General features: G+C 33.1%; 23 protein-coding genes and 1 pseudogene. 8 read left to right on the top strand and 16 right to left on the bottom strand.

The window, feature by feature from the left end; translation table 11 throughout:
• Nucleotides 1-25: 25 nt before the first annotated feature.
• Nucleotides 26-430, bottom strand: coding sequence for a hypothetical protein (locus tag AC0L3M_RS11650; RefSeq protein WP_292948743.1), 405 nt, complete (start codon nucleotides 428-430; stop codon nucleotides 26-28).
• Between the two features lie 100 nt (nucleotides 431-530).
• The gene (recA, locus tag AC0L3M_RS11645) at nucleotides 531-1,535 is read right to left on the bottom strand and encodes a recombinase RecA (RefSeq protein ID WP_145004751.1); all 1,005 of its coding nucleotides are present in this window, start codon (nucleotides 1,533-1,535) and stop codon (nucleotides 531-533) included.
• 430 nt (nucleotides 1,536-1,965) lie between these two features.
• Between recA and trhO the strand changes: the two genes are divergently transcribed.
• The 7 genes from trhO (at nucleotide 1,966) to AC0L3M_RS11610 (ending at nucleotide 9,516) form a co-directional block, all read left to right on the top strand.
• Nucleotides 1,966-3,030, top strand: a complete 1,065-nt coding sequence (gene trhO, locus AC0L3M_RS11640; protein WP_292948744.1) for an oxygen-dependent tRNA uridine(34) hydroxylase TrhO — start codon at nucleotides 1,966-1,968, stop codon at nucleotides 3,028-3,030.
• Nucleotides 3,031-3,219: 189 nt separating this feature from the next.
• Nucleotides 3,220-4,587: a PSP1 domain-containing protein gene (locus AC0L3M_RS11635; RefSeq protein WP_473430856.1), complete on the top strand. Its 1,368-nt coding sequence runs from the start codon at nucleotides 3,220-3,222 to the stop codon at nucleotides 4,585-4,587.
• Nucleotides 4,574-5,056, top strand: a complete 483-nt coding sequence (locus tag AC0L3M_RS11630; RefSeq protein WP_292948748.1) for a gliding motility lipoprotein GldH — start codon at nucleotides 4,574-4,576, stop codon at nucleotides 5,054-5,056. The genes AC0L3M_RS11635 and AC0L3M_RS11630 overlap by 14 nt, the downstream gene beginning before the upstream one ends.
• Before the next feature lie 15 nt (nucleotides 5,057-5,071).
• The gene (locus AC0L3M_RS11625; RefSeq protein WP_473430855.1) at nucleotides 5,072-7,432 is read left to right on the top strand and encodes a penicillin-binding protein 1A; all 2,361 of its coding nucleotides are present in this window, start codon (nucleotides 5,072-5,074) and stop codon (nucleotides 7,430-7,432) included.
• Between the two features lie 88 nt (nucleotides 7,433-7,520).
• Nucleotides 7,521-8,222 carry a CoA transferase subunit A gene (locus AC0L3M_RS11620; RefSeq protein ID WP_473430854.1) on the top strand — a complete coding sequence of 234 codons (702 nt, stop codon included), beginning with the start codon at nucleotides 7,521-7,523 and terminating at the stop codon, nucleotides 8,220-8,222.
• A gap of 11 nt (nucleotides 8,223-8,233) precedes the next feature.
• The gene (locus AC0L3M_RS11615; RefSeq protein ID WP_473430853.1) at nucleotides 8,234-8,887 is read left to right on the top strand and encodes a CoA transferase subunit B; all 654 of its coding nucleotides are present in this window, start codon (nucleotides 8,234-8,236) and stop codon (nucleotides 8,885-8,887) included.
• A 2-nt stretch (nucleotides 8,888-8,889) separates the two neighbouring features.
• Nucleotides 8,890-9,516, top strand: a complete 627-nt coding sequence (locus AC0L3M_RS11610) for a hypothetical protein (RefSeq protein ID WP_473430852.1) — start codon at nucleotides 8,890-8,892, stop codon at nucleotides 9,514-9,516.
• A gap of 283 nt (nucleotides 9,517-9,799) precedes the next feature.
• On the opposite strand, the gene AC0L3M_RS11605 is transcribed toward AC0L3M_RS11610, so the two are convergent.
• The gene (locus AC0L3M_RS11605) at nucleotides 9,800-11,488 is read right to left on the bottom strand and encodes an ABC transporter ATP-binding protein (RefSeq protein WP_473430851.1); all 1,689 of its coding nucleotides are present in this window, start codon (nucleotides 11,486-11,488) and stop codon (nucleotides 9,800-9,802) included.
• A gap of 182 nt (nucleotides 11,489-11,670) precedes the next feature.
• Here AC0L3M_RS11605 and AC0L3M_RS11600 point away from each other — a divergent pair, with 182 nt between their 5' ends.
• Entirely contained in the window at nucleotides 11,671-14,325 is a 2,655-nt protein-coding gene (locus tag AC0L3M_RS11600; protein ID WP_473430850.1) for a GEVED domain-containing protein, read from the top strand.
• 91 nt (nucleotides 14,326-14,416) lie between these two features.
• On the opposite strand, the gene AC0L3M_RS11595 is transcribed toward AC0L3M_RS11600, so the two are convergent.
• The 13 genes and pseudogenes from AC0L3M_RS11595 to AC0L3M_RS11535 form a co-directional block, all read right to left on the bottom strand.
• A complete protein-coding gene (locus tag AC0L3M_RS11595) occupies nucleotides 14,417-15,130 on the bottom strand; it encodes a 3'-5' exonuclease (protein WP_473430849.1) in 714 nt (237 codons plus the stop codon).
• Between the two features lie 6 nt (nucleotides 15,131-15,136).
• A complete protein-coding gene (locus tag AC0L3M_RS11590; RefSeq protein ID WP_473430848.1) occupies nucleotides 15,137-16,990 on the bottom strand; it encodes a S41 family peptidase in 1,854 nt (617 codons plus the stop codon).
• An 89-nt stretch (nucleotides 16,991-17,079) separates the two neighbouring features.
• Nucleotides 17,080-17,346: a hypothetical protein gene (locus tag AC0L3M_RS11585; RefSeq protein WP_473430847.1), complete on the bottom strand. Its 267-nt coding sequence runs from the start codon at nucleotides 17,344-17,346 to the stop codon at nucleotides 17,080-17,082.
• A 73-nt stretch (nucleotides 17,347-17,419) separates the two neighbouring features.
• A complete protein-coding gene (locus AC0L3M_RS11580) occupies nucleotides 17,420-18,577 on the bottom strand; it encodes a serine hydrolase domain-containing protein (RefSeq protein ID WP_473430846.1) in 1,158 nt (385 codons plus the stop codon).
• A gap of 52 nt (nucleotides 18,578-18,629) precedes the next feature.
• Entirely contained in the window at nucleotides 18,630-19,148 is a 519-nt protein-coding gene (locus AC0L3M_RS11575; RefSeq protein WP_473430845.1) for a DUF4442 domain-containing protein, read from the bottom strand.
• A complete protein-coding gene (locus tag AC0L3M_RS11570) occupies nucleotides 19,148-19,621 on the bottom strand; it encodes a methylated-DNA--[protein]-cysteine S-methyltransferase (protein ID WP_473430844.1) in 474 nt (157 codons plus the stop codon). The genes AC0L3M_RS11575 and AC0L3M_RS11570 overlap by 1 nt, the downstream gene beginning before the upstream one ends.
• A 2-nt stretch (nucleotides 19,622-19,623) precedes the next feature.
• Nucleotides 19,624-20,697, bottom strand: coding sequence for a CNNM domain-containing protein (locus tag AC0L3M_RS11565; RefSeq protein ID WP_473430843.1), 1,074 nt, complete (start codon nucleotides 20,695-20,697; stop codon nucleotides 19,624-19,626).
• Nucleotides 20,698-20,727: 30 nt separating this feature from the next.
• A complete protein-coding gene (hemB, locus tag AC0L3M_RS11560) occupies nucleotides 20,728-21,717 on the bottom strand; it encodes a porphobilinogen synthase (RefSeq protein WP_473430842.1) in 990 nt (329 codons plus the stop codon).
• A 7-nt stretch (nucleotides 21,718-21,724) separates the two neighbouring features.
• A pseudogene (locus tag AC0L3M_RS11555) lies at nucleotides 21,725-22,020 on the bottom strand (YchJ family protein).
• A 94-nt stretch (nucleotides 22,021-22,114) separates the two neighbouring features.
• Nucleotides 22,115-23,017, bottom strand: coding sequence for an oxygen-dependent coproporphyrinogen oxidase (gene hemF, locus AC0L3M_RS11550; protein WP_473430841.1), 903 nt, complete (start codon nucleotides 23,015-23,017; stop codon nucleotides 22,115-22,117).
• Nucleotides 23,007-23,546, bottom strand: coding sequence for a GNAT family N-acetyltransferase (locus AC0L3M_RS11545; RefSeq protein ID WP_473430840.1), 540 nt, complete (start codon nucleotides 23,544-23,546; stop codon nucleotides 23,007-23,009). The genes hemF and AC0L3M_RS11545 overlap by 11 nt, the downstream gene beginning before the upstream one ends.
• Complete coding sequence (locus tag AC0L3M_RS11540; protein ID WP_473430839.1) at nucleotides 23,546-24,298, bottom strand: EI24 domain-containing protein; 753 nt, start codon at nucleotides 24,296-24,298, stop codon at nucleotides 23,546-23,548. The genes AC0L3M_RS11545 and AC0L3M_RS11540 overlap by 1 nt, the downstream gene beginning before the upstream one ends.
• 2 nt (nucleotides 24,299-24,300) lie before the next feature.
• Nucleotides 24,301-25,653 (bottom strand): TrkH family potassium uptake protein, encoded by a 1,353-nt coding sequence (locus tag AC0L3M_RS11535; protein WP_473430838.1) that lies wholly within the window; start codon nucleotides 25,651-25,653, stop codon nucleotides 24,301-24,303.
• Between the last annotated feature and the right edge of the window lies 1 nt (nucleotide 25,654).

Here is a 25,654-nt window from a genome sequence, read left to right as displayed (position 1 = left end):
AAACAAGGTGTTAGTTAATAATTATTTACTCAACAGTAACTTCCATTAATAGGTACATATCTTGTCCATCTTCATCTTCGCCTTGCCAGAATTTAAAGATATGTAATCCAGTAGTATTTGCTTCAAAGTTAAAAGACGTTTGGGCTTCTAGATTTGTTGTTTCGCAATTTCCGTTATCTACTACTGTATTTAAAATAGCAACATGACTTGTGTTTCCTTCTAGGTCATAATAAATATCATTAAAATAATGACAATTGGTAGGAGCTAAGTAAGTTATTTCTATTTGATAAGTTTCGCCATATTCAAAGTATTGAGGCATAGAGACACTTGCAATAGGCAAAACTGCTATGTAGCTATTTGTATTATCTTCTTCTTCAATACTACAAGAAAAAGCAAAAAGAGCTATTAAACAAATAAAAAATGGCTTCATTGTTTTGTGTAAACTAACGTTGTTTAAAGTGTAGATGCTTAATAAGTTAAAAGGTTGCGTCTTAAAATAAAAAAATCCCGATTTATCGGGATTTTTTGTTTTAAAGACTGTCTTTAATAGCTTGTTTAATTTTCTGTTCTAACTCTTCAAATAATTCTGGATTATCTTTAATTATTAGTTTAACAGCGTCTCGACCTTGACCAAGTTTAGTGTCTTCATAGCTAAACCACGAACCACTTTTCTTGACAATTTCTTTTTCAACTGCTACATCTAATATTTCTCCAACTTTACTTACGCCTTCACCATACATGATGTCAAATTCAGCCATTCTAAAAGGTGGAGCTACTTTGTTTTTAACCACTTTAACTCTGGTTTTATTACCAAGTACTTCTCCATTACTATCTTTTATTTGTGTAGATCGTCTAATATCTAACCTAACAGAAGCGTAAAACTTTAAAGCATTACCACCAGTTGTTGTTTCTGGGTTACCAAACATAACACCAATTTTTTCACGTAATTGGTTAATAAAAATAACAGTACAATTAGTTTTACTAATAGATGCAGTTAATTTTCTTAGTGCTTGAGACATTAATCTTGCATGAAGTCCCATTTTAGAGTCTCCCATTTCACCTTCAATTTCGCTTTTAGGTGTTAAAGCTGCAACCGAGTCAATTACTACTATATCAATTGCTCCAGATCTAATTAAATTGTCAGCAATCTCTAAAGCTTGCTCACCATTATCAGGCTGAGATATAATTAAGTTGTCAATATCTACGCCTAATTTTTGTGCATAAAATCTATCAAAAGCATGTTCTGCATCAATAAAAGCAGCAATACCACCAGCTTTTTGCGCTTCTGCTATAGCGTGTAATGTTAAAGTAGTCTTACCAGAAGATTCTGGTCCATATATTTCAATGACTCTTCCTCTAGGGTAGCCACCAACGCCTAAAGCAATATCTAAACCTAAAGATCCTGTAGGGATAGCTTCCACATCCACTACTGCAGCATCACTCATTTTCATTACTGTTCCTTTACCGTAAGCCTTATCTAACTTGTCTAAAGTTAGTTGTAGTGCTTTTAGTTTTGCTTCGTTTTCTTTACTCATCGTCAATAGTTTATTAAAAATTCTATGCTAAAATACTACTTTTTTTAACGAATTTTAATTTTATGACGCAACCTTTTTAAAGTTTTTGCATCTACTTATTGAAGTGGAAAAAATATGCTATGAAAAAGAAAATTTAATCCGCTTTTAAAATGTTAATCCTTTAATAATTAGAGGCATGAGATATTTAAAAAGACTAGTATTTACAAAAAAAATAGGCGTTTCAGTTGCTGTTTTACTTAATAGTAACTGTAAAGCCGATGGAGGTTAACTCGTAACATTTTTTAATTAATATTAAAAAATTATTAACGAGTTAGTCTATTAAAAGTCCTTTGCAAAGCGCAAGGGACTTTTTTTGGATGTAAATTGGCTAATTCATTTTAAATAATACCTTTGCAAAAACTTTTTATTAACACTTAAAACTAAGTATAGCATGCAACTGTACAACAAATTAAGCGCTATTGAAAGAGCAGAACTTATAGAAAAAGCTGGAAAAGACCGTCTAACGTTATCTTTTTATCAGTATGCTCAAATTAGCAATCCACAACAATTAAGAGACCAATTATTTATTAAATGGGATAGTTTAGACGTCCTAGGTCGTATTTATGTCGCTACCGAAGGGATTAATGCACAACTATCATTACCAGCAGATCAATTTGACGCCTTTAAAAACCATTTAGATAGCATCGATTTTTTAAAAGATGTTAGATTAAATATAGCTGTAGAACAGGACAACATGTCTTTTTTAAAGCTAAAAGTTAAAGTTCGTGACAAAATAGTAGCAGACGGATTAAACGACGCTACTTTTGATGTCACCAATAAAGGTGTACACTTATCCGCTAAAGAGTTTAATGACATGTTAGCAAATCCAAACACAGTATGTGTAGATATGCGTAACCATTATGAAAGTGAAATTGGGCATTTTGATGGTGCAGTAACTCCAGATGTAGATACTTTTAGAGAATCTTTAGATATAATCGAAGCAGATTTACGCGAGCATAAAGAAGAAAAAAACCTACTAATGTATTGTACAGGAGGTATACGTTGCGAAAAAGCAAGTGCTTACTACAAACATAAAGGATTTAAAAATGTATATCAACTAGAAGGTGGTATTATTGAATACACCAGACAGGTTAATGAAGAAGGTATAGACAATAAATTTATAGGAAAAAACTTTGTATTTGACGAGCGTCGTTCAGAAAAAATTAGTGATGACGTTATCGCAAAATGCCACCAATGTGGTACCTCATGTGATACACATGTAAATTGTGCTAATGATGCCTGTCACTTACTTTTTATACAATGTGAAGATTGTAAGACCGAAATGGATAATTGCTGTTCTACAGCTTGTAAAGAAATACATGCGTTACCATTTGAAGAGCAAAAAGAACTAAGAAAAGGACAAGGTAATAGTAACGATATCTTTAAAAAAGGTCGTGCAGATCATTTACCATATAAAAAAGATTTACGTAATATATTTGAAACTTTTAAAAAGTAAAAAACACTATTTTAATATTGCAAAAAGCGTGGTAAATTTTACTGCGCTTTTTTTATATTTTAAAGTCACCTAAATAATCTTATCTTTACACATTAACAAGAGTTGGTATGCGCTTTCGCGGAAACAACTAATTATTAATCTTCATCTTTGGGTTAACACCTTAAGATTCAATATATACATATAAATAGTATGGCTTGTCAAAGTTGCGCTACAGGAAAAGACGGACAACCAAAAGGTTGCAAAAATAACGGAACATGTGGTACAGATAGTTGCAATAAATTAACCGTGTTTGATTGGTTAGCAAATATGTCTGTCCCAAATGGCGAAAAACCGTTTGATTGGGTTGAAGTTAGATTTAAAAACGGACGTAAACATTATTATCATAATTCAGAAAATTTAACACTAAGTATTGGAGATATTGTTGCTACTCAAGCACAATCTGGTCATGATATTGGTATGGTTACCCTTACGGGAGAATTAGTTCGCGTTCAAATCAAACGTAAAAAAATAGATACTAAAAACGATATTCTTAAAATATACCGTAAAGCCTCTCAAAAAGATATAGATATCTGGAGCGAAGCACGTGATAAAGAAGAACCTATGAAGGTTAAAGCACGTCAATTTGCTATCGATTTAAAACTATCCATGAAAATCTCTGATATCGAGTTTCAAGGTGATAGTAGTAAAGCAACATTTTATTACACAGCTGAAGAGCGCGTAGATTTTAGAGAGCTTATTAAAATATATGCCAGAGAGTTTAGAATACGTATCGAAATGAAACAAGTCGGTTTCCGTCAGGAAGCCTCTAGACTTGGTGGTATAGGATCTTGTGGTCGTGAGTTATGTTGTTCTACTTGGTTAACAGATTTTAGGTCTGTAAGCACAAGTGCTGCACGTTACCAACAATTATCACTAAACCCTCAAAAATTAGCAGGTCAATGCGGTAAGCTTAAGTGTTGTTTAAATTACGAGTTGGATTCGTACTTAGACGCCTTAAAAGCATTTCCAAAACCAGATACTAAATTATACACAGAAAAAGGAACTGCTGTGTGTCAAAAAACAGACATTTTTAAAGGACATATGTGGTATGCCTATGAAGGAGAATGGATGAATTGGCACTTAATTACTACAGATCAAGCTAGAGAAATTATTGCAATAAATAAAAAAAGAGAAAAGGTAGCAAGCCTTGAAGAATACGCTGTAGAGCTGCTTGTAGATACTAAAACGGAGTTTGAAAACGTTGTAGGTCAAGATAGTTTAACACGTTTTGATAGTCCAAAAGGCAATAAAAAACGTAAAAACAATAGAAGTAGAAACAAAAAGCCTGTTCATAACAAAGCTGAGGTTAAAACTACCGATAACAAAAAAGCTAAACCTAACAAAAGGGTTAATACAAATAATAAAAATCAGGCTAATAGCAAAGCGCACCCAAATAAAAACCATCCAAATAAAAGTCAGGCAAATAGTGCTAAGCCAAAACCTAAACCTAGGCCAAAACGTAAGCCAAACAAAAAAAGACCTGAAAACAATAACAATCCAACTAATGAAAATAAGTAAAATTGTAGTTGTCTTATTGCTAGTATTGTTATCGTCATGCGATGATAAAGCGGTGTTTGATCAGTATAAAAGTGTTTCAACATCTTGGAACAAAAAAGATGTAGTTAATTTTAAAATAAACGCGCCAGACTCTATCAATCCTTATAATTTATTTGTTAACGTTAGAAACACAAATGATTATAAATTTAGTAATTTGTATTTAATCGTCGAAATGAATTTTCCTCACGGAAAAACTTTAACAGATACTTTAGAGTACGATATGACTAAAAAAAATGGTGAGTGGTTAGGTGAAGGGTTATCGTCCGTAAAAGAAAATAAATTGTGGTACAAAAAAGGCGTTATTTTTAACGAAAGTGGCACGTATAATGTTAATGTGCAACAAGCTATGAGAGGTAGTGGTCAAGTTAATGGTATCGTTAATCTAGAAGGTATTACAGACGTAGGATTTAGAATAGAAAAAACAGAATAATCAAGTCAGATAGATATGGCAAAAACAAAAAAAGCAGAAGCAACAAACTTTGATAAGTATATTAGATGGTTTTGGATGCTGTTTTTAGGAGGTTTATTATCAGTAGTGTTATTGTTTCTACTAGCATCTTGGGGAGTGTTAGGCGAAATGCCAGATCACACACAATTAGAAAATCCAAAAACCAATTTAGCAACAGAGGTTATTTCATCCGATGGAAAAACATTAGGTAAATTTTACTTTCGTGATAATAGGACTCCAGTTAGCTATGACGAGTTACCAGAGCATTTAGTACAAGCATTAATTGCAACAGAAGATGTAAGGTACATGGAGCATTCTGGTATTGATGGACGTGGTACTTTGCGTGCAGTTTTAAAGCCTGGAAGTGGAGGAGCAAGTACAATTACGCAACAATTGGCTAAGCAACTATTTACAAAAAGAGCCTCTAGCAATAAAGTAAAAAGAGTCCTTCAAAAATTTAAAGAATGGATTATAGCTATAAGATTAGAGCGTCAATATACCAAAGAAGAAATTGTAGCGCAATACCTTAACATCGTGGATTTTGACAATAATGCAGATGGGATTCGTTCAGCCTCAAGGATTTATTTTGGAGGTAAAGAGCCTAGAGAGTTAACACTTAAAGAGTCTGCAATGATTGTTGGGATGCTTAAAAACCCATCACTTTTTAATCCACTTAAAGATAAGGGACAACGTGCAATTAGGACCAAACAACGTAGAAATACAGTATTTGACCAAATGGCTAAATATGGTTATATCACAGATGTTGAAAAAGATTCGCTTCAAAAAACAGATTTAGGAATTAGATATACGCCTGATAGTCATAGTGCTGGTACTGCCACCTACTTTAGAGAGTACCTAAGGGATTTTATGAAAAATTGGATTGAAGATCCAAAAAACAGAAAGCCAGATGGTTCTAAGTATAATTTAAATAATGATGGTTTAAAAATATATACAACTATAGATTCGCGTATGCAAAAATATGCTGAGTTAGCAGTTGCTAGACATATGCCAAGACTTCAGGCAGAGTTTTTTAATCAAAATACACCAGAGCGAAATAAAACTGCTCCTTTTTTAGATTTATCTTCAGATGAAGTTGATAAGTTATTAAATACAGCAATGAAACGTGGTGAGCGTTGGAGAATCTTAAAAAATGCTGGTAAAAATGAAAAAGAAATTAGAGCGTCTTTCTATAAGCCAGCAAAAATGACCCTTTTTAAATGGGAAAAAGATGGTAGTCCAGGAGAATTTGATACCATAATGAAGCCTATTGACTCTATGCGTTATTACAAGTCTTTCCTACACCCAGGAATGATGAGCATGGATCCACAAACTGGTCATGTTAAAGCATGGGTTGGTGGTATGAATTATAGACATTTTCAATACGATCACGTAAAACAAGGTAAACGTCAGGTAGGTTCTACTTTTAAACCTTTTGTTTATGCTACAGCAATTAATCAATTGCATATGTCACCTTGCGATAAGCTACCATTGGCTCCTTTAACTATTGAGGCTAATAAATATGGAAACCCAGAGCCTTGGGCACCTACAAATGATGGCGGAAATTATAATGGTGAGTTAACATTAAAAGAAGCATTAGCAAACTCTGTAAACACAATTACTGCTAGATTAATGGATAAGGTTGGTCCACAACCAGTAGCCGAATTAGCTAAAAATTTAGGAATAACATCAGACATACCATTAGTGCCTTCTATTGCATTAGGTACACCAGATATAAGTGTATATGAAATGGTAGGCGCATATTCCGCTTTTGCTAACCAAGGGGTTTATACAAAACCGGTTATGGTAACCACAATTGTAGATAAAAATGATACGGTATTATACCAATTTGTACCAGAAACAAAAGATGTTTTAAGTGAAGAAACAGCATATGTAACCGTTAAGTTAATGGAAGGTGTTACACAATCTGGATCAGGATCAAGACTACGCAGAACATGGATGCCAAAAACAGGAGTGTATCCAGAAATTATAACAGGGTACCCTTATGAGTTTAAAAATCCAATAGCAGGAAAAACAGGAACTACTCAAAATCAGTCAGATGGTTGGTTTATGGGAATGGTACCTAATTTAGTTACTGGTGTATGGGTTGGTGCAGAAGATAGAGCTGTGCATTTTAAAAGTATTACTTATGGACAAGGAGCAGCTATGGCATTACCAATTTGGGGAATGTACATGAAAAGTTGTTACGAAGATGAAACACTAGACGTTTCTGAAGCAAATTTTGAGCGTCCTTCGGACTTATCAATTGCTGTAGACTGCGAAGGGTATGTTCCAGATGGAGGAAATTCGCAAGGGTTAGATTTATTAGATGACGAAGTCCCAGATGAGTTAGAAATGTAACTCAAAATATAACTTAAAAATTAAAAGCCATTCTCTTCAGAATGGCTTTTTTATTTATTAAATTTAAACCACAAAAAATTAGAAAATAATGATTCTAAAAACAGTTAATTCAGTTTCAGATGCGTTAGAAGGCGTACAAGATAATATGACCTTTATGTTAGGTGGTTTTGGTCTTAGCGGTATTCCGGAAAATGCTATTGCAGAGCTGGTAAAGCGTAATGTTAAAGGTGTAACTTGTATTTCAAATAATGCAGGTGTTGACGACTTTGGTTTAGGTTTACTACTTCAAAAAAAGCAAATAAAAAAAATGATTTCTTCTTACGTTGGAGAAAATGACGAGTTTGAAAGACAAATGTTGTCTGGCGAATTAGATGTAGAGCTAATTCCGCAAGGGACTTTAGCCGAACGTTGTCGTGCTGCTCAAGCAGGATTTCCAGCTATTTTTACTCCAGCAGGTTTTGGTACAGAAGTAGCCATAGGAAAAGAAACTAGAGAGTTTGATGGTAAAATGTATGTACTAGAACACGCTTTTAAAGCAGACTTTGCTTTTGTAAAAGCATGGAAAGGTGATGCAGCCGGAAATTTAATCTTTAAAGGTACAGCTAGAAACTTTAACCCTTGTATGGCTGGAGCAGCCAAAATTACTGTTGCTGAGGTGGAAGAGTTGGTTCCGGTTGGTGATTTAGATCCTAATCAAATACACATTCCAGGTATATTTGTACAACGTATTTTTCAGGGTGAAAAATATGAGAAAAGAATTGAGCAAAGAACAGTTAGACAAAGAAGTTAAAGACATACATTATGTTAGATAAAACAGGAATAGCAAAGCGAATAGCTAAAGAAGTACAAGATGGCTACTATGTTAATTTAGGAATTGGTATTCCAACGTTAGTTGCCAATTATGTGCGTGATGATATAGAAGTTGAATTTCAATCTGAAAATGGAGTTTTAGGAATGGGACCTTTTCCGTTTGAAGGAGAAGAAGATGCAGACATTATTAATGCAGGAAAACAAACCATTACGACCTTACCAGGAGCTAGCTTTTTTGATTCAGCGATGAGCTTCTCTATGATTAGAGGACAACATGTTGATTTAACTATTTTAGGTGCTATGGAAGTGTCGGAAGATGGTGATATTGCCAATTGGAAAATACCAGGTAAAATGGTTAAAGGTATGGGTGGAGCTATGGATCTTGTAGCTAGTGCAGAAAATATTATTGTGGCAATGATGCATACCAACAGAGCAGGCGAATCTAAGCTGCTTAAAAAGTGCAGTCTTCCTTTGACAGGTGTTGGTTGTGTTAAAAAAATTGTTACCAACTTAGCTGTTATTGAAGTTACAGATAGCGGTTTTAAACTATTAGAACGTGCACCAGGAGTTACTGTAGATCAAATTCAAAAAGCTACTGAAGGTCATTTGATTATTGAAGGAGATATCCCAGAAATGGATATATAATAATGCGTATTAAGACCTTAAGTAATCAGTTTGTAGACTATCATTATGTATTAGATAGAAATCATGATATAATTGAAGATCGGTTTTTAAAAAATGTGACCATTGCTTTGGATTTTTTAGTAAAAAGTAGTGCGCTTACCATAACTTTTAAAGAGGACAATCAAACACATAATGTTGATGTTATTGATGTGTTAATTCAAGACGTCGATAATAATATAACAATTGTTTCAGGTCAAAAAAATGCTTACAGCCCTAAATATAACACCATTATGTTTTACGATACACATGGTGTTATTTTTAGGAAAAATCATAAAAAAAGATGGTTTAAACGCAATAAAGGATACAATTCTCCTGTATCCTTATTATCTCATGAATTAATCCATTGTTATAATGAGTTATATGATACAGAAGATTATTTAGCTAGAAAGAGAAACCATACGTCTAAAGGTCAAAAAATAGATGCAGATGGACGCGATTTGTCGTTTCCAAATGCTGAGGAGGTGTTTGTAATTAAAATGACTAACCAAGTGGCAGCTAGATTAGGCGAGGATAGACGTTCTAATTACGGTAGAAGTTACTATCCTACTAGAGGTGTTTTGACTACTAAGCCAGCTAAAAAAACAAAGTAAAAAGGTGTAGTAAACACACTAAATGTTAAAATTAAGTGTATTTCATCGAATAATTATGCTTTTTGTCTGATTATTATGAAAAGAGGTTGTATGTTTACAATCCCAAACCTAACCATTAGAAATAACCCAAGTCTACCATGACTTAATCTATTTTTAATACTTTTTTGTTTCAAATTTATCAAAAACTTGACCTACTATGTTTTTTAAGAATTTAAGAAAAGGATTTAAAAATGCTGTTAATTTTATTAGCAGCGTTTTCTATTTAACCAAAAAAGTATTTATGCTATAGTCCCTTTGGGATGGCAGCAATTAGCTTTTTTGTATAGGCTTTTTGAGGTGTGTTGTATATTATATCAGCATCAGCTAATTCTTCTATTTTACCCTTATTCATTACTAAAAGTTGATCACTCATGTATTTTACTACTGCTAAATCGTGAGAAATAAAAATGTAGGTAAAACCAAACTTTTCTTTTAGTTCATTTAATAAATTTAAAACTTGTGCTTGTACAGATATGTCTAAAGCAGACACAGACTCGTCGCAAACAATTAATTTAGGCTGTAATGCAATAGTACGCGCTATTCCTATACGTTGTCTTTGTCCTCCAGAAAACTCATGTGGATATCTATTATAGGCAGTGTCATCTAGTCCAACACGATTTAATATCTCTAAAGTTTTTGCTTTTCTTTCAGTATCATTAGTATATAAATTATGCACTTTCATAGGTTCCATGATAGCATTACCAATAGTTAGCCTTGGGTTTAGTGAGGCATAAGGATCTTGAAAAATGATTTGAATATCTTTCCTAATAGCTATTGTTTCAGCTTTAGTTAAATTGGTAATGTCTTTGCCTTTATATAAAATTTGACCTTTAGTGGCTTTATTTAGTAGTAGGATGGCGTTTCCTAAGGTAGATTTACCACAGCCGGATTCGCCTACTAGTCCTAAAGTTTCACCTTCGTACAAATTAAAACTAACGTTATTAACTGCTTTAAATGTTTCTGCTTTAGCAAAAAAACCTGATTTAGAAATATATTCTTTTTCAAGATTTTTAACTTCTAATAATGGTGATTTAGCATATATTTTTTTATGCTGAATTTGACGCATAGCGCTAGTCACGACTACTTCCGAAACTTCATTTTTTAATACATCAGCTATTGTTGGTAGTGTTTTAAGTCTAACATCTAATGATGGTCTAGATTTAATAAGTGCTTTAGTATAATTGTCTTTTGGCTTGTTAAAAATTGTGTTAGCAGTATTTTGCTCTACAATTTGACCTTTATACATAACAAGCACTCGGTCTGCAATTTCTGATATTAAACTTAAATCATGAGTAATAAAAATAATACTCATTTTAGTTTCGGTTTGTAGCTCTTTTAATAGACTAATTATTTCTTTTTGAACCGTCACATCTAAAGCTGTGGTTGGCTCGTCAGCAATAAGTAGTTGAGGTTTGCATGCAATTGCCATAGCAATCATGACACGTTGTTTTTGTCCACCAGAAATTTCGTGAGGATAAGCTTGATAAACGCGTTCAGGATTTGGAAGTTTTACTTTTTCGAGTAATACTAGTGTTTCTGCCTTAATTTGTTTTTTAGTTAAAGAAGTGTGTTGATGTAAGATCTCTTCAACTTGCTTACCACATGTCATAGATGGATTTAAAGAGCTCATTGGTTCCTGAAAAATCATTCCAATTTTAGCACCTCTTATGGTTTGCAGATTTTTATTACTTAAAGTTGTTAAGTCTTTATTTTCAAAAATTATACGTCCTGAAGTTATTTTAAAAATAGCTTTAGATAGCAACCCTAAAATAGCTAAAGACGATACGGATTTACCAGAACCAGATTCTCCTACTACACCAACAATTTCGTTAGTATTAATATGGTATGAAATGTTATTAATAATGGTCTTGTAGTCAGATCCATTTTTTACGTCAATTTTTAGACCTTCTGTTTTAAGTAAAATCTCGCTCATATAGGGTAAAAGTAATTAATTTCTTTCAAATGATTGTGGGTTAAACCACACTTAAAAGCGAATGTTTTTTAATACGTTGTTTTTAATCGAAAAACAAATAGTTAAAAATGATTTATTGTTAAAGTTTTAATAATTTACGTAACAAATCATTAATAATTATAATAATCTATTAAATAATTAATATGAAAAAAACAATTACTTTATCATTATTAAGTTTTCTGTTAACACTTTCTGTTTTTGCTCAGCAAGATAGAAATTGTTCAACAATGGAGAACTTAGAATACAGAAAACAATTAGATCCAACCTTAGAGCAAAGGATGGATCAGATCGAAGCTTTTACGCAACAACGTGTTGCACAATCCCAAAATGCGAGAATTGATGGAAGCATAATTACCATACCAGTCGTAGTGCATGTTTTATATAGAAACAGTACCGAAAACATTAGTGTAGCTCAAATCCAGTCACAATTGGATGTTTTAAACGAAGATTTTAGACGTACTAATCCTGATGCAGATAATACGTGGTCACAAGCAGCCGATTCTGAAATTCAGTTTTGTTTAACAACCATTGATCCAAACGGAAATACAACAACAGGTATTACTAGAAAACAAGTGACACGTCAAGATTGGGGAACGTCTGATGATATGAAGAGAACGTCAACTGGAGGTGTTAACCCATGGAATACTAGTGAGTATTTAAACATGTGGATTGTACCACAAATGACAAGTGGAGGAAATACTATTTTAGGTTATGCTCAATTTCCTGGTGGTAGCGCAGCAACAGATGGTGTTGTAATGGGTTACAATTACTTTGGTAGAGTAGGTAATGTTAGTGCGCCTTTTGATGGTGGAAGAACAACAACACACGAAGTAGGTCACTTTTTAAATTTACGTCATATTTGGGGAGATGCTAATTGTGGTAATGATTTTGTAAGTGATACACCTACACATCAAACATCAAATGGTGGATGTCCAGTAGGACAAGTCTCTTGTGGGTCTACAGATATGGTGCAAAACTATATGGATTACACCAATGACTCTTGTATGAATTTATTTACACAAGGACAAAAAGCGCGTATGCGAGCAACGTTACTTAGTGGAGGACCTCGTGCAGCTTTAGGATTATCTGATAAGTGTGGAGGAGGTGGAACTACACCAACTTGTACAGATGGTGTTCAAAATGGAGACGAAACAGGAGTTGATTGTGGTGGTTCTGCATGTACACCTTGTACAACAGGTACGCAATATTGTGCTTCGCAAGGGAATAGTGTTAGTGACGAGTATATTAGTCGTGTTCAGGTAGGATCTATTAACAATGCCTCAGGAGCACAATTATATTCAGATTTTACTAGCATAACAACTAATTTAACTAAAGGATCTTCTAATACTATTACTATTACACCAACTTGGACAGGAACCACTTATGCAGAGGGTTATGCAGCTTGGATTGACTATAATAACGATGGTGATTTTACAGATTCAGGAGAACAAATTTTCTCTAAAGCTGCATCAACAGCAACTCCAGCAACAGGAAGCTTTACAGTGCCAAGTAGTGCTGTTACAGGTAGCACAAGGTTAAGAGTATCGATGAAATATAACGCAGTGCCTACATCTTGTGAAACTTTTTCTTATGGAGAAGTGGAAGATTATACTATTAATTTAACGATTGGAGTTGCAGATACTGTTAAACCAGTTATTAGTTTAATTGGAGGATCTACAATCAACTTAACCGTTGGTGATACATATACAGAACAAGGTGCTACAGCAACGGATAATGTTGATGGAAACCTTACTTCTAGTATTGTAATTTCAGGAACAGTTAATACTAATACAGCAGGAACGTATACAAGAAACTATAATGTTAGTGATGCAGCAGGTAATGCAGCAAACCAAGTCTCTAGAAGTATTGTAGTAAGTCCAGCAAGTACTACTGGTTGTTCTGGAGCAATTTCTTCTTTTCCTTATAATGAAGGTTTTGAATCAGGTTTTGGCGCTTGGACACAAGGTAGTGGTGACGACTTTAATTGGACTAGAAGAAGTGGGTCTACTCCGTCAAGTAACACTGGACCATCTAGCGCAAGTGAAGGATCACAATATGTATTCATGGAGTCTTCAGCACCAAATTATTCTACTAAACGTGCCTTATTAGTATCGCCTTGTTTTAATTTATCTGGAATTAATAACGGAAACTTTAGCTTTAAATATCATATGTATGGTACATCTGCAATGGGAAGTTTAAGTTTAGCTATTAGTACTAACAATGGATCAACTTGGTCAACAATTTGGACGCGATCTGGTAATCAAGGTAATTCTTGGTTAGATGCAAATGTAGATTTGTCCTCTTACTCAGGAAATTCAGTAAGATTAAGATTTGATGGGACAACAGGTACAACTTGGCAAGGTGATATGGCAGTAGACGCTATAAGTTTAACCAATGGATCTGCAGATAAGTGTGCAGGAGTTGCAGAATATAATGGTAGCCAATCTTACTCAGTTGGAGATCAAGTAACTTATTTAGGTAATTTATATGAAAGAACAGCAAGTGGATGGACTAATCTAGGTGCTTGCGGAACAGCAAGAACATCTAACGAAGGGTTTGTACAACATCTAGGCGTTGAAATTGCTGTATATCCAAACCCAGTAAAAGGTGATGCCTTATTTGTTAAAACTAATATAGAGGATTTACCATTTACGGTAATTAACATGATAGGACAACAAGTCGTTAAAGGTGTTACAACATCAAACGGTATTAATGTAAGTAAGCTTGAAGCTGGATTATATCTAATACAATTTGAAGTAAATGATACTATTGAAACAAGAAAATTTATAAAGCAATAACAATTAGTCTTAATTAATCAATCATTTTTTTATTGCTAAAAGCCTCAACGTAAGTTGAGGCTTTTTATTTATGTAATACCCTTATGTTTATTTAAATATGAATGATTTCATCATCAGTAAGAATGGAGTCGCCACGTAAACGTAAAAATATTTGTGCTACTGCAATGGTGTCTTTTTCGCAATAAATAATAATACGATCAATGTCATTGTCTTCATAGTAAGTTTTATAAACTTCGCTACCATCAATATCATCTTTTGGACTAGGAATGCCCAAAACGTTAGTCATTAACTTTAATGATGTATACGTTTTGTAGTCACCAAACTTCCATAATTCCATGGTGTCTAAGTGCGGAATTTCCCAAGGTTTTTTACCAAAAAGATTTAATTTATAAGGTAATTCTATGTTATGAATAATCATACGTCTAGCGATGTATGGAAAGTCAAACTCCTTACCGTTATGTGCACAAAGTAAATGCTTTGTTTGACTAAAATGAGAAATTAAAAGGTTTTTAAATTCGACTAAAAGTTTACGTTCTTCTCCATAAAAGGATGTTGTTCTAAACAAGCGTGTGTTGCCTTTAATGGTAAAGTATCCAACCGAAATACATACTATTTTTCCAAACTCAGCCCAAATACCAGCACGATCGTAAAACGCTTCTGCTGTAAAATCTTCCTTGCGTTGGTAACGTGATTTAGCATCCCAAAGATCTTGCTTAGTTTTGTCTAAATCAGAAAAATGTTGTGTTTCCGGAACGGTTTCTATGTCTAGAAATAAGATGTTTTCAAGGTTGAGTTTGGTTATCATTAGTGGTCAATCTTTAGCGTTTATTGGTATAATTTTAGCGTCATCAATGATTTCTATTGCTTTTTCAATCAATTCATCACGTCCTTCTATTAGTCCTTTAATCGTTGGTTTTACCTCAATATCTGGTACGATTCCAACACGTTGGGTTGGAGTACCATCAGGATAATATACGCCAATTCCAGAAATCATAGTTCTTAATCCTCCTGGAAGATAAATTGTAGATACATTACCATCTGCTCCAGCTGTTGTGCTACCTATTATAGAAACATTATCTCCTGCTCTAAATGCCATAGCTGTATATTCAGCTGCGCTCTGAGATATTTCGTTTACTAATACTATTACTTTACCTTGATATGTTTTTCTTTTTGAAGGAATGTATAAATTGTCACCAAACGTGAATTCTCCTGGATAATCTATATTACCTGTCGTAAATTTCACAAAAGGTGTTTTAGATGAAGTAAAAAAGCTACCAAGTGTAAAAGGCGTAAAGGCTGATGGGTAGTTTCTAATGTCTATAATAATCCCTTTGGTGTCTTTAAATTCTTTTTTTATTTTGTCCACGTCTTTGTTTTTAATGTTTTTAAGAGAAACGTAACCAATATTGTTTTTAAGTAGCTTAAAACTACTAATATTTTCATCTTTAGTATACCATTTGTAAAAACCAGCTATGTCTTTTTTGTTATAGACAGGTATTGCTTTAATTAATTTGTTTCCGTTGTTTTCTATTTCAATGCTTATGCTGTCACTTGTTGTGCGTAATAAATTAAAACTGAAATCTCTTAAGCGTGTTGGTTGATTTGAAGCTGGATAAAAATCGTGATTATCTCTAACAATGTCTTCAACTTTTTTTCCGTTAATACGCGTAATAATATCTCCTATTTTCAAACCGTTTTTAGCATTGTCTTCGTTATAAAAGTTGTCTATAACCAGCTTGTTTTCAATAAATGAAACATGGAAATTTGGATAGTTGTCACCAAGTATTTCGTTAATTTTATCTTTTCCTCCCCAAAGATTAGCATGAGTGTCTTTAATGTCTGCAATCATCTTTAAAGCTGCTAATTCATATTCTAATTCGTTTTTAGCATTTATAAATGGTGGAATATTTTCTTTTAAACTTTCATTCCAGTCTTTATCCATTATATGTTTATAAGGAAAAAAATAATTAATCATATTCCAGTATTTATAAACCGATAATAATCTAAAACCATCATCTGGATATGGCATGTTAGCATAGGGATTTTCATTTTTAAACTCTGGATTTCCAACACCGCGAACCATATCAATATAATAATGGTTTCCTTGGTGTCTATTTTGGGTAATAAACTGTAGTTTGCCACTTAAATCTTTAGATAAATTACCATCTGTAATCCAACTTAAATTAGGTTTTAAAACAGCATTTTCGTCTAATGGTTTACATTTTTTACAGATTTTTACAGTTCCTAAATTATCTATCCAATTACTAAGGATTTTATCTCGATCTTTATTAGATTTAGCTTTTTGATAATCTGGTAATATTCTAAATAATTCGTAATCCCAATTAAAATTTCCTTTTCCAACTTCTGGATGGTAGTATTTTAAGAAACCCCAAATTCGTCCCAGAAGCGTTAAATTTTCTATTTGGTTTTTTTGAGATAAATCTATTGTGATTTTAGAACCTTTATCAAATTCTTTGTCCAATTCTTTCTCAGGAGCTTGATCCAGTGGTTTACCATCAACTGTTATATTAAAATTATCTACCCATATTTTTCCTGTTCCAACTATTAAACCACCAAAGGAAATAGATGTTGCATTGTTATTAGTCTCTAATTCTACTTCGTATTTTTTCCAATCTGTGGTACCTTGGACCTTTCTTGATTCCATGTTATCAATACTTATATCTGGATCAATTCGCATCCATAAACCAGCCCAACCATTAACTATGCTTTCAGTTTTTAAATAGCCAGTTAGCTTTATTTTTTTCCTCCAAAATCAGCAGGAATAGTATATGTTAAAACTCGAAACTCATCAGTATTACCATTACCCTCTATAGATGCAGATGTTACTCCGTTTTGAGAAATTGCTGTGTCATAAACAATATTATATTCTTTGTTTCCAAAGGAAGACCATCCAACAGCCTCTTTCTCTTTCAGGATTTCAAAGTCAATATTTAATGAGTCTTGTGCATACGTACTGTTACACAATAAGAGTACATAAAATGTAAAAATTAGTTTTTTCATGGTTGATTAGTTTACTCAAAAAAATGAATAAATTAAAAGCGTATTAACTAACACTATGTTAAATAACAAAATATCAAGGTTTCATATTTAGCATTTTATAAGCTTCATCAATGTATAAGGTAATATCATTAGTAAATACACCAACACCAGCATCTGGAGATTTTTGATGTCCTAATCGTACAATTATAACATTGTCTTCTGGTTGTACAATTACATATTGTCCTAAATGTCCACGCATCATGAAAAAGTCTTTACCAATCTGGTTTTTTAACCACCAGCCATAGCCATATTCTGGACTAGCTGTAAAACGAGGTTTTAAGGATTTAGCAACAAAAGCAGAATCTAGAACTTGTTGTCCATTCCATTTTCCATGGTCTTTGTATAGTTTACCAAATCTTGCAAAATCTTTAGCGTTACTAGCTATACAGCAATAGGCTTTTACTAAATCGTGTGTTTCACTATCGACTTGCCATAAGGTTTCGTTTTCACTACCTAATGGTTTCCAAAAGCTTTCGGTTAAATAATCGTACATTTTTTTACCTGTTGCTTTTTCAATAACCATTGCTAACATTTGTGTGTCTCCACTAGCATATTTAAAAGCTTGACCAGGTTGATCAACAACTTTTAAACCATTCATAACTTTAGCTAAGTCATCGTCAAAATAAGCACGTGTAGTAATAGATAAAGGCGAGTAGTATGCTTCATCCCAATTGGTACCAGAGGACATGCTAGACAAATCTCCAACAGTCATTTTTGCTGCTTCGCCATCACAAAATGCTGGTAAAAAGTCACAAACTGGCTGATCTAAACTTTTAATGTAACCTTCCATTATCGCTTTTCCCATAAGCCCAGAGACATAACTTTTAGCCATAGAAAACGAGTTAGATTTAGAGTCTTTGTTGTAACCATCATAGTAGTTTTCAAACCAGATACTATCGTTTTTTATAATAACGTATGCTATTGTTCCCCAATCTTTATTGGCTTTTTGCAATGTTTTGGTTTCTGTTACTGTATTGTAGTTAATATGATTAGGCCAAGGTTGAGGTGTTCCATTTTTTACCTCTTGGTTATCAAATTTTTTGTAGTCATCTAAAAAGGCGGTTGTATAACCACGCATGTAAATGGTACGTACAGCTTTAATTAAGTAGTCTGTGTCTGTTATGTAAAGGGTTGCGATTAGTAATCCAAAAAGAACTACAAGCACTTTAAGAAGCTTTTTTAAGAATTTCATTTATTTTATTAGTTTAGATTTTAAATATAATAAAATTATGAATCAAAATTTATTATTTGCTAAGTCTTAGGGCAAGCTTTTTCTTGTAGTATGCTTTTTGCGCGATGTATAGCGTTTTGGAAAATTCTGCAATAACTTCAGCTTTGGTATTTACCAATTGCATTGTTTTGATAATATCAACTTGTTGTTCTGTTTTTAATTGATTTTTTAAGGCTTCAATTTCTTCTTTAGTAAAAATAAATTCACCATAAATAGTGCTTTTACCAGGACGTTTATATTTAGCAGTAACTGCTTTATCCCAAACGACATAGTCGTCACCTAAAATTTGAATAAGTTGTATCATGTAAATAGGATCTGTTGCAGATAGCATACTACCACCAAACATAGATCCAGCGTAATTACGATTTTTATAATTAAGCTTTAAGCGTATTTTGACATAGTGTAAATCGTCGCTAACTTCTGTAAGTCTAGCGGTTGTACGCCTATACATTGGTGACCAGTTAAAACCGTATTTATATATGGTTGCTGGTTTAACAAAACGTGTTAAAAATTGAGAGACTACTTTGTACATTAAAATAAAGATTGCTGTTTATACGGACTTTCATGGTCTAACAACCATTGTTTGCGGTGTAAACCTCCTGCGTATCCTGTTAAGCTTCCGTCTGTGCCAATAACCCTATGACATGGTATTATAATCCATAATGGGTTTTTACCATTAGCGTTAGCAACAGCTCTGATTGCTTTTACATCACCTAATTGTTTTGAAAGCTGGAGATAAGATGTGGTTTTGCCAAACGGAATGGTTAGTAAGGCGTCCCAAACCTTGTTTTGAAAAGCGGTACCTTTTGGGTTTAGCTTTAAGCTGAATTGTTCTCGTGAACCTTCAAAATATTGGTTAAGCTGAAGGACGCAGTCATTTAAAACCTTAGGTATTTTTACCGAAACTTGTTCTTCTGAATTTAAAACGATTACTGATGCAATACCATTAACATCACCTGTTATTTTTGTAAAACCTAAAGGTGATTTGATAATGCATGATTCCATTGTTACTCAGGGTTGTTTTCGTCTAATATGCCTAGTTTTTTAGCACGCGCTTCCCAACTTTTTCTAGCTAAGTTTTGTAGGTCACTTACGTTATCACTTTCGTCCATAATCTCCATGCCCAAAAGTGTTTCTATAACATCTTCCATAGTTACAATTCCACTAACAGATCCATACTCGTCTACCACTAAAGCCATATGATTTCTAGTTTCTACAAGTTGTTCAAAAAGTGTTGGAATAGGTAAGTTACGATCTACGATAATAATGTCTCGTTTTAATTCGACTAACTTCTTAGATCCATTTCCTAAAGCCATTTCTTTAAAAATTTCGTCTTTTAAAACTAATCCTTTGATATTATCTTCTGTTTTAGAATACACAGGAATTCTTGAAAAACGAAGGTTCATGTTTCTATTAAAAAAGTCTTCCACAGTTGTGGTTTCATTTTCAGATTGCATTACAGTACGAGGTGTCATTACGTTTTTAGCAAAAACCTCTTTAAATGTTAACAGGTTTTTAATAATTCTGCTTTCGTTACCCTCAAAAACACCCTCTTCATGAGCCATATCTGCCATAACCAAAAATCCTTCGCGACTTAGTACGCTACCATGACCTTTACCACCAATTAACTTTGTTGTAAGTTGCATTAACCATAATAATCCAGTCCATTTTAATGGGAAAATTAAAATATTAAGTGCTGTTGTTGTAAAACCAGCGAAACTTTTCCAATAAGTTGCACCAATTGTTTTTGGAATAATCTCTGAAGCGACTAATATTAAAATAGTCATAACTGCAGACACTACAAAAACTCCGTATCCATCACCATTTCCGTAAAGTCCTTCTGCCTCTTTACCGACTAAAATTGCACCAACAGTGTGTGCGATTGTATTTAGTGTTAAAATAGCAATTAAAGGTCGATCTACATCTTTTTTAAGATTTTCTAAATTTGTTGCAAACGCTTTACCTTCTTGCTTTTTTAGGTTAATAAATGTTGGAGTAACACTTAGTAAAACAGCTTCTAGAATAGAGCATAAAAACGAAAAAAATATTGATATAACTCCGTAAAATAGTAATAATCCCATGGATTGATTTTTAATTAATGTACTGCGAATTTACGATATTAATTTTACAATATCTTTAGCAAAATAACTAGCAATTACATCTGCACCAGCACGTTTGATAGCTGTAACTTGTTCCATCATAACAGCATCGTGGTCTAGCCAGCCTTTTTCGGCAGCAGCCTTAAGCATTGCATATTCTCCAGAGACTTGATATACAGCAACAGGTACGTCGACTTCGTTTTTAATTTCTCGGACAATATCTAGGTAGCATAATCCTGGTTTTACCATTACAATATCTGCACCTTCATCTATATCCATTTCGGTTTCGCGTAGCGCTTCAAAACGATTAGCATAATCCATTTGGTAGGTTTTTTTATCCTTCGGGATATCTTGTGCATCCACAGGAGCTGAGTCTAAAGCATCACGGAAAGGACCATAAAAAGCTGAGGCATATTTAGCTGAATAGCTCATAATACCTGTATCTGTAAATCCTTCGTCTTCCAAAGCTTCGCGAATGGCTAGTATGCGACCATCCATCATGTCGCTTGGTGCAACAAAATTTGCTCCAGCTTGAGCGTGTGATACACTCATGTCTGCTAAAACGTCTACAGTGTCATCATTGACAACTATTCCGTTTTCAATAATTCCGTCATGTCCATAAACTGAATAAGGATCCAATGCTACATCTGTCATCACTAACATGTCAGGACAAACATTTTTAACTGTTTTTATGGCACGTTGCATTAATCCATCAGGATTAATAGCTTCTGTCCCTTTATTGTCTTTTAAATTGTCCGGAACTTTTACAAATAGCAATACCGATTTTAAACCTAGTTTCCACAGTTCTTTAACTTCGGCTTGTAATAAATCTAAGCTGTAACGATAGTAATTTGGCATAGAAGCAATTTCTTCCTTAATACCTTTTCCTTCGACAATAAAAAGAGGTACTAAAAAATCGTTTGGAGAGATTATTGTTTCTCGTACTAAGCTTCTAATAGCTTCGTTTGTTCTTAATCGTCTATTTCTTTTAATTGGATACATAATTATATTAGTTTTTGGCATAACCTAAGTAATACCATTTGTTGTTTTCTTTTATAAAAGCAGAGTTTTCATGTATTACATCAATGCTTCCGTTGTCATAAAAATAGGCATTAAACAGTACTGTGCCATCTTCATTATTACTTAAACCATCAGTTGTATTTAAAATCTCAAGTTTTATCCACTCTACAGATTTAGCCCATTTTACAATTGCTTTTTTTCTGAAATTGGTCTAGCAGAAATATGGTGTGTTTGCATTAAATAATCGCCATTTGCCAATACAAATGCGCTATATCTTGAGCGCATTAATTGCTCTGCTGTTTCGGTTTTTCCATTATTTAAATGAAACACTTCACAACAGGTTTTATAACTTTTATTATTTCCGCAGTAGCAATTCATTTTAGACCCAATCCTTAGGGTTTTGCAATATTTTAATTAACCTTTCCTCTTCGCTTCCTGTTTCTGGATGATGGTCGTAAACCCATTGCACATGTGGCGGAAGACTCATTAAAATACTCTCTATTCTACCATTGGTTTTTAAACCAAAAAGGGTTCCTTTATCATGCACTAAGTTGAACTCTACATATCGACCACGACGTATTTCTTGCCAATCGCGTTGTGCTTTGGTGTAATCTAAATCTTTTCTTTTTGTTACAATAGGTACATAGGCTTCTAGGAAACTATCACCAACTTCTGTTACAAAATCGTACCAGTTTTGCATAGTCATGTCTTCTGAAGCTTTACAGTAATCAAAAAACAAGCCTCCAATACCACGTCCTTCATTACGATGTGTATTATAAAAATACTCGTCACAACGTGCTTTATATTTTGGATAAAATTCTGCATTGTGTTTATCGCAAGCTGTTTTACATGTTTGATGGAAGTGCGTTGCATCCTGATCAAATAAGTAATAAGGTGTTAGGTCTTGTCCTCCTCCAAACCATTGGTCTACAATATTTCCGTCTTTGTCATACATTTCAAAATAACGCCAATTTGCGTGTACAGTAGGCACCATTGGATTTTTAGGGTGTAAAACTAGACTTAATCCACAAGCAAAAAAATCGGCATCTTCAACACCAAAATATTTTTGCATGCTGTCTGGTAATTTACCATGAACTCCGGAAATATTAACACCACCTTTTTCAAAAACATTTCCGTTTTCTATAACTCGTGTGCGTCCTCCACCACCTTCTGGTCGTTTCCAAATGTCTTCTTGAAAGGTAGCTTTGCCATCTATTTTTTCTAATCCAGCGGTTATGCTGTCTTGTAATTGGTGTATGTATTCAAAAAATTTATCTTTCATTGTATAATTCATATAACTCCATATCAAGAGGGTTTTCACCAATTGGAGTAAATTCGTTTTTTAAGGTTTTAATCCAATTAAAACTATTGTTATTTGCTACTTTAACACTGCTAATATTGTCTTTAAAAACGATGATTTGTAGTGTGTTTAAATCTAGATTTTTAAAGGCGTAAGATGATAATGCAGCAACAGACTTTGTCATTAGTCCTTTGCCTTGAAAGTTGTAATCAATGCAATAAGCAAACTCACCTTGTTTGATGTGATGGTCGACTTCTTTTATATAAATTAGTCCTACTAAATCTCTAGTCTCAGCATTTTTTAAAGTGAATAAAAACTCTTCTTTATTATTAAATTGTTTTACTTTTTTATCTACAAATAGTTGTGATAAAGTCGGTGTTAGATTTTGCTCTAATGTTTTAGGAAAATAACGTTTTAACCTATCTTGATTAGTAACCATGAAATCACAAATTTTCCATGCATCTCCATTGTGGATGGGATTGATTTCAAAATCATCAAAAGTTGCAATCATTAGATTAGGTTTTGATTTTCGGGTTTAAGACGTTTTACAGTGCTAATTGTTCCTGCTGTTACACTTAAGGGTAGTACTAAAATTACACCAATTATTGGAATAAATAAAAACAGGATAAAAACTAGTCCGTTACCTATAGCTAGTCCACGATTAGCTCTAACAAATTTTACACTGTCTTTGTAATTAAAATGACGCTCCAAGGTGTAATCCATATTACCAAAACCAGCATAATAGGATTGTATGATTATTAATAATGCTGTAGAAAAGATATTAATTACAGGAATAAATTTAAGCAATAAAATAGGAATGGTAATTAGTAGCTCGCGACCTAAATTTCTGATGTTAATTCTAATCCCACGCCAAAGTTGCTCTTGAAACGATGTTTTTCTGTGATTGTGTTTAACTATACCAGTTAAATGCGTTTCTATTTTTTCTGACACAGGACTCATAAATGGAGCCGATAATGCCATAATAATGTGTTTGTAAAGAATTATGCCTAATGCTATAATAATTATAGCACCAAGGACTGTAGATATGGTTGTAAAGGTTTGTTTACCCCATTCCCAAAACCAAATTTTTGCTATGAATTGTCCAACATTGTCAGAAAGGCCATAAGCTGTAAATCCAATAACAGTTGCTGTTAGAATACTAATAATAATAGGAATAAAAAAATACTTCCAAAGGTTAAGTTTTGAAATTAGTGCAAATGCACCAGAGTATCCGTTTATTCCTTTTATTATGTTTTGTATCATTTTTAAACTGCGATATCTTCTTTTATAACATTTGGTTTTTCTTGTTGTCTTTGTCTTGACCAGATGGCTAATCCAAAAGTTAAAACACCTAAACGACCAATAAACATTAAAGCAATAATTACCAATTTACCACCTGTATTTAAGTCTCCTGTAATACCTGTACTTAAACCTACAGTACCAAGTGCAGAAGAAACTTCAAACAGGATTTCTTCAAATTTAAAATCGTTAGTTAAAGTTATTAAAAAAGTTCCGATAAGTATTATGATTGTGTAAAAGATAAAAGCAGAGGTGGCAATGTATAATCTTTCAAAAGGAATTTGTCTCCCTAAAAAAGTTACAGTTTTACTTCCAGTTAGTCTACTTTTCATGACTGCAAAAACAGCAGTTAGTGTTGTGATTTTAATTCCTCCAGCTGTTCCAGATGGTGAGGCTCCAATGTACATTAAAAAGATGCAAATTAACATCATTGCCTGAGTAAAATATCCAAAATCTACAGTGTTAAATCCTACTGTGGTCATGGCTGACATACATTGAAAAAAGGCAGCTATAAATCTTGAATCAGAATGGTAATTGACTATGGATGGTTCAAAATAAAAAAATGCTGTACCAAAAGTAAGTAGCATTAAAAATCCGTAGATAATTATTTTTGTTGTAAAACTAACTTTGTGTGATTTGTTTTTAATTTTTAATCCAAAATCTGTAATAACAATAAAACCTAATGATCCACAAATAGCTAACATTGAGATTATAAAATTGACAAAATTATTGTCAACATAATCCATAAAACTATTGTTAAATAAACTAAAGCCTGCTGTGCAAAAGGAGCTTATGCTATGAAAAACAGATGACCAAATAGCCTCAAAGGTTGGCATACCTTGTGCTTTAAAAGCTATAAAAAACAGAATAGCACCTATTAATTCCATTATTAGTGTAAATAACACTACAGATTTTAAAAAGTCTGTAATTTTAATTGTGTTAGGTAGTGTGAATTCTGTGGATAATATTTTTTTATGCCATAAGGTTATTTTTCTGGTAGTGGATAAAATCATATAGGTGGTAAAGGATAAATATCCAATACCACCTAATTGAACCAGGACCATTATTATAAATTGTCCAAAAATATTATAGGTGTCAAAAATTGAAACTGTAACCAATCCTGTAGTTGATACAGCAGAAGTAGCAATAAACAAATGGTCTAAAATAGAAGCGCTTTGTTTTTGAAATATTGGCAAACAGAGTAATATGAAACCTAGAGCAATATAAGTTAGAAAACCGTAAAATAAATTTTGTTGAGGTGTCCAGCTTTTTTTAACTAAAGCATATTTTTTTGCTGTTTGGTTAAATGAAAGTTTCATT

Source organism: Olleya sp. KJ81-1 (genome assembly GCF_055808135.1).
This window is presented reverse-complemented; position numbering and strand designations above follow the sequence as displayed.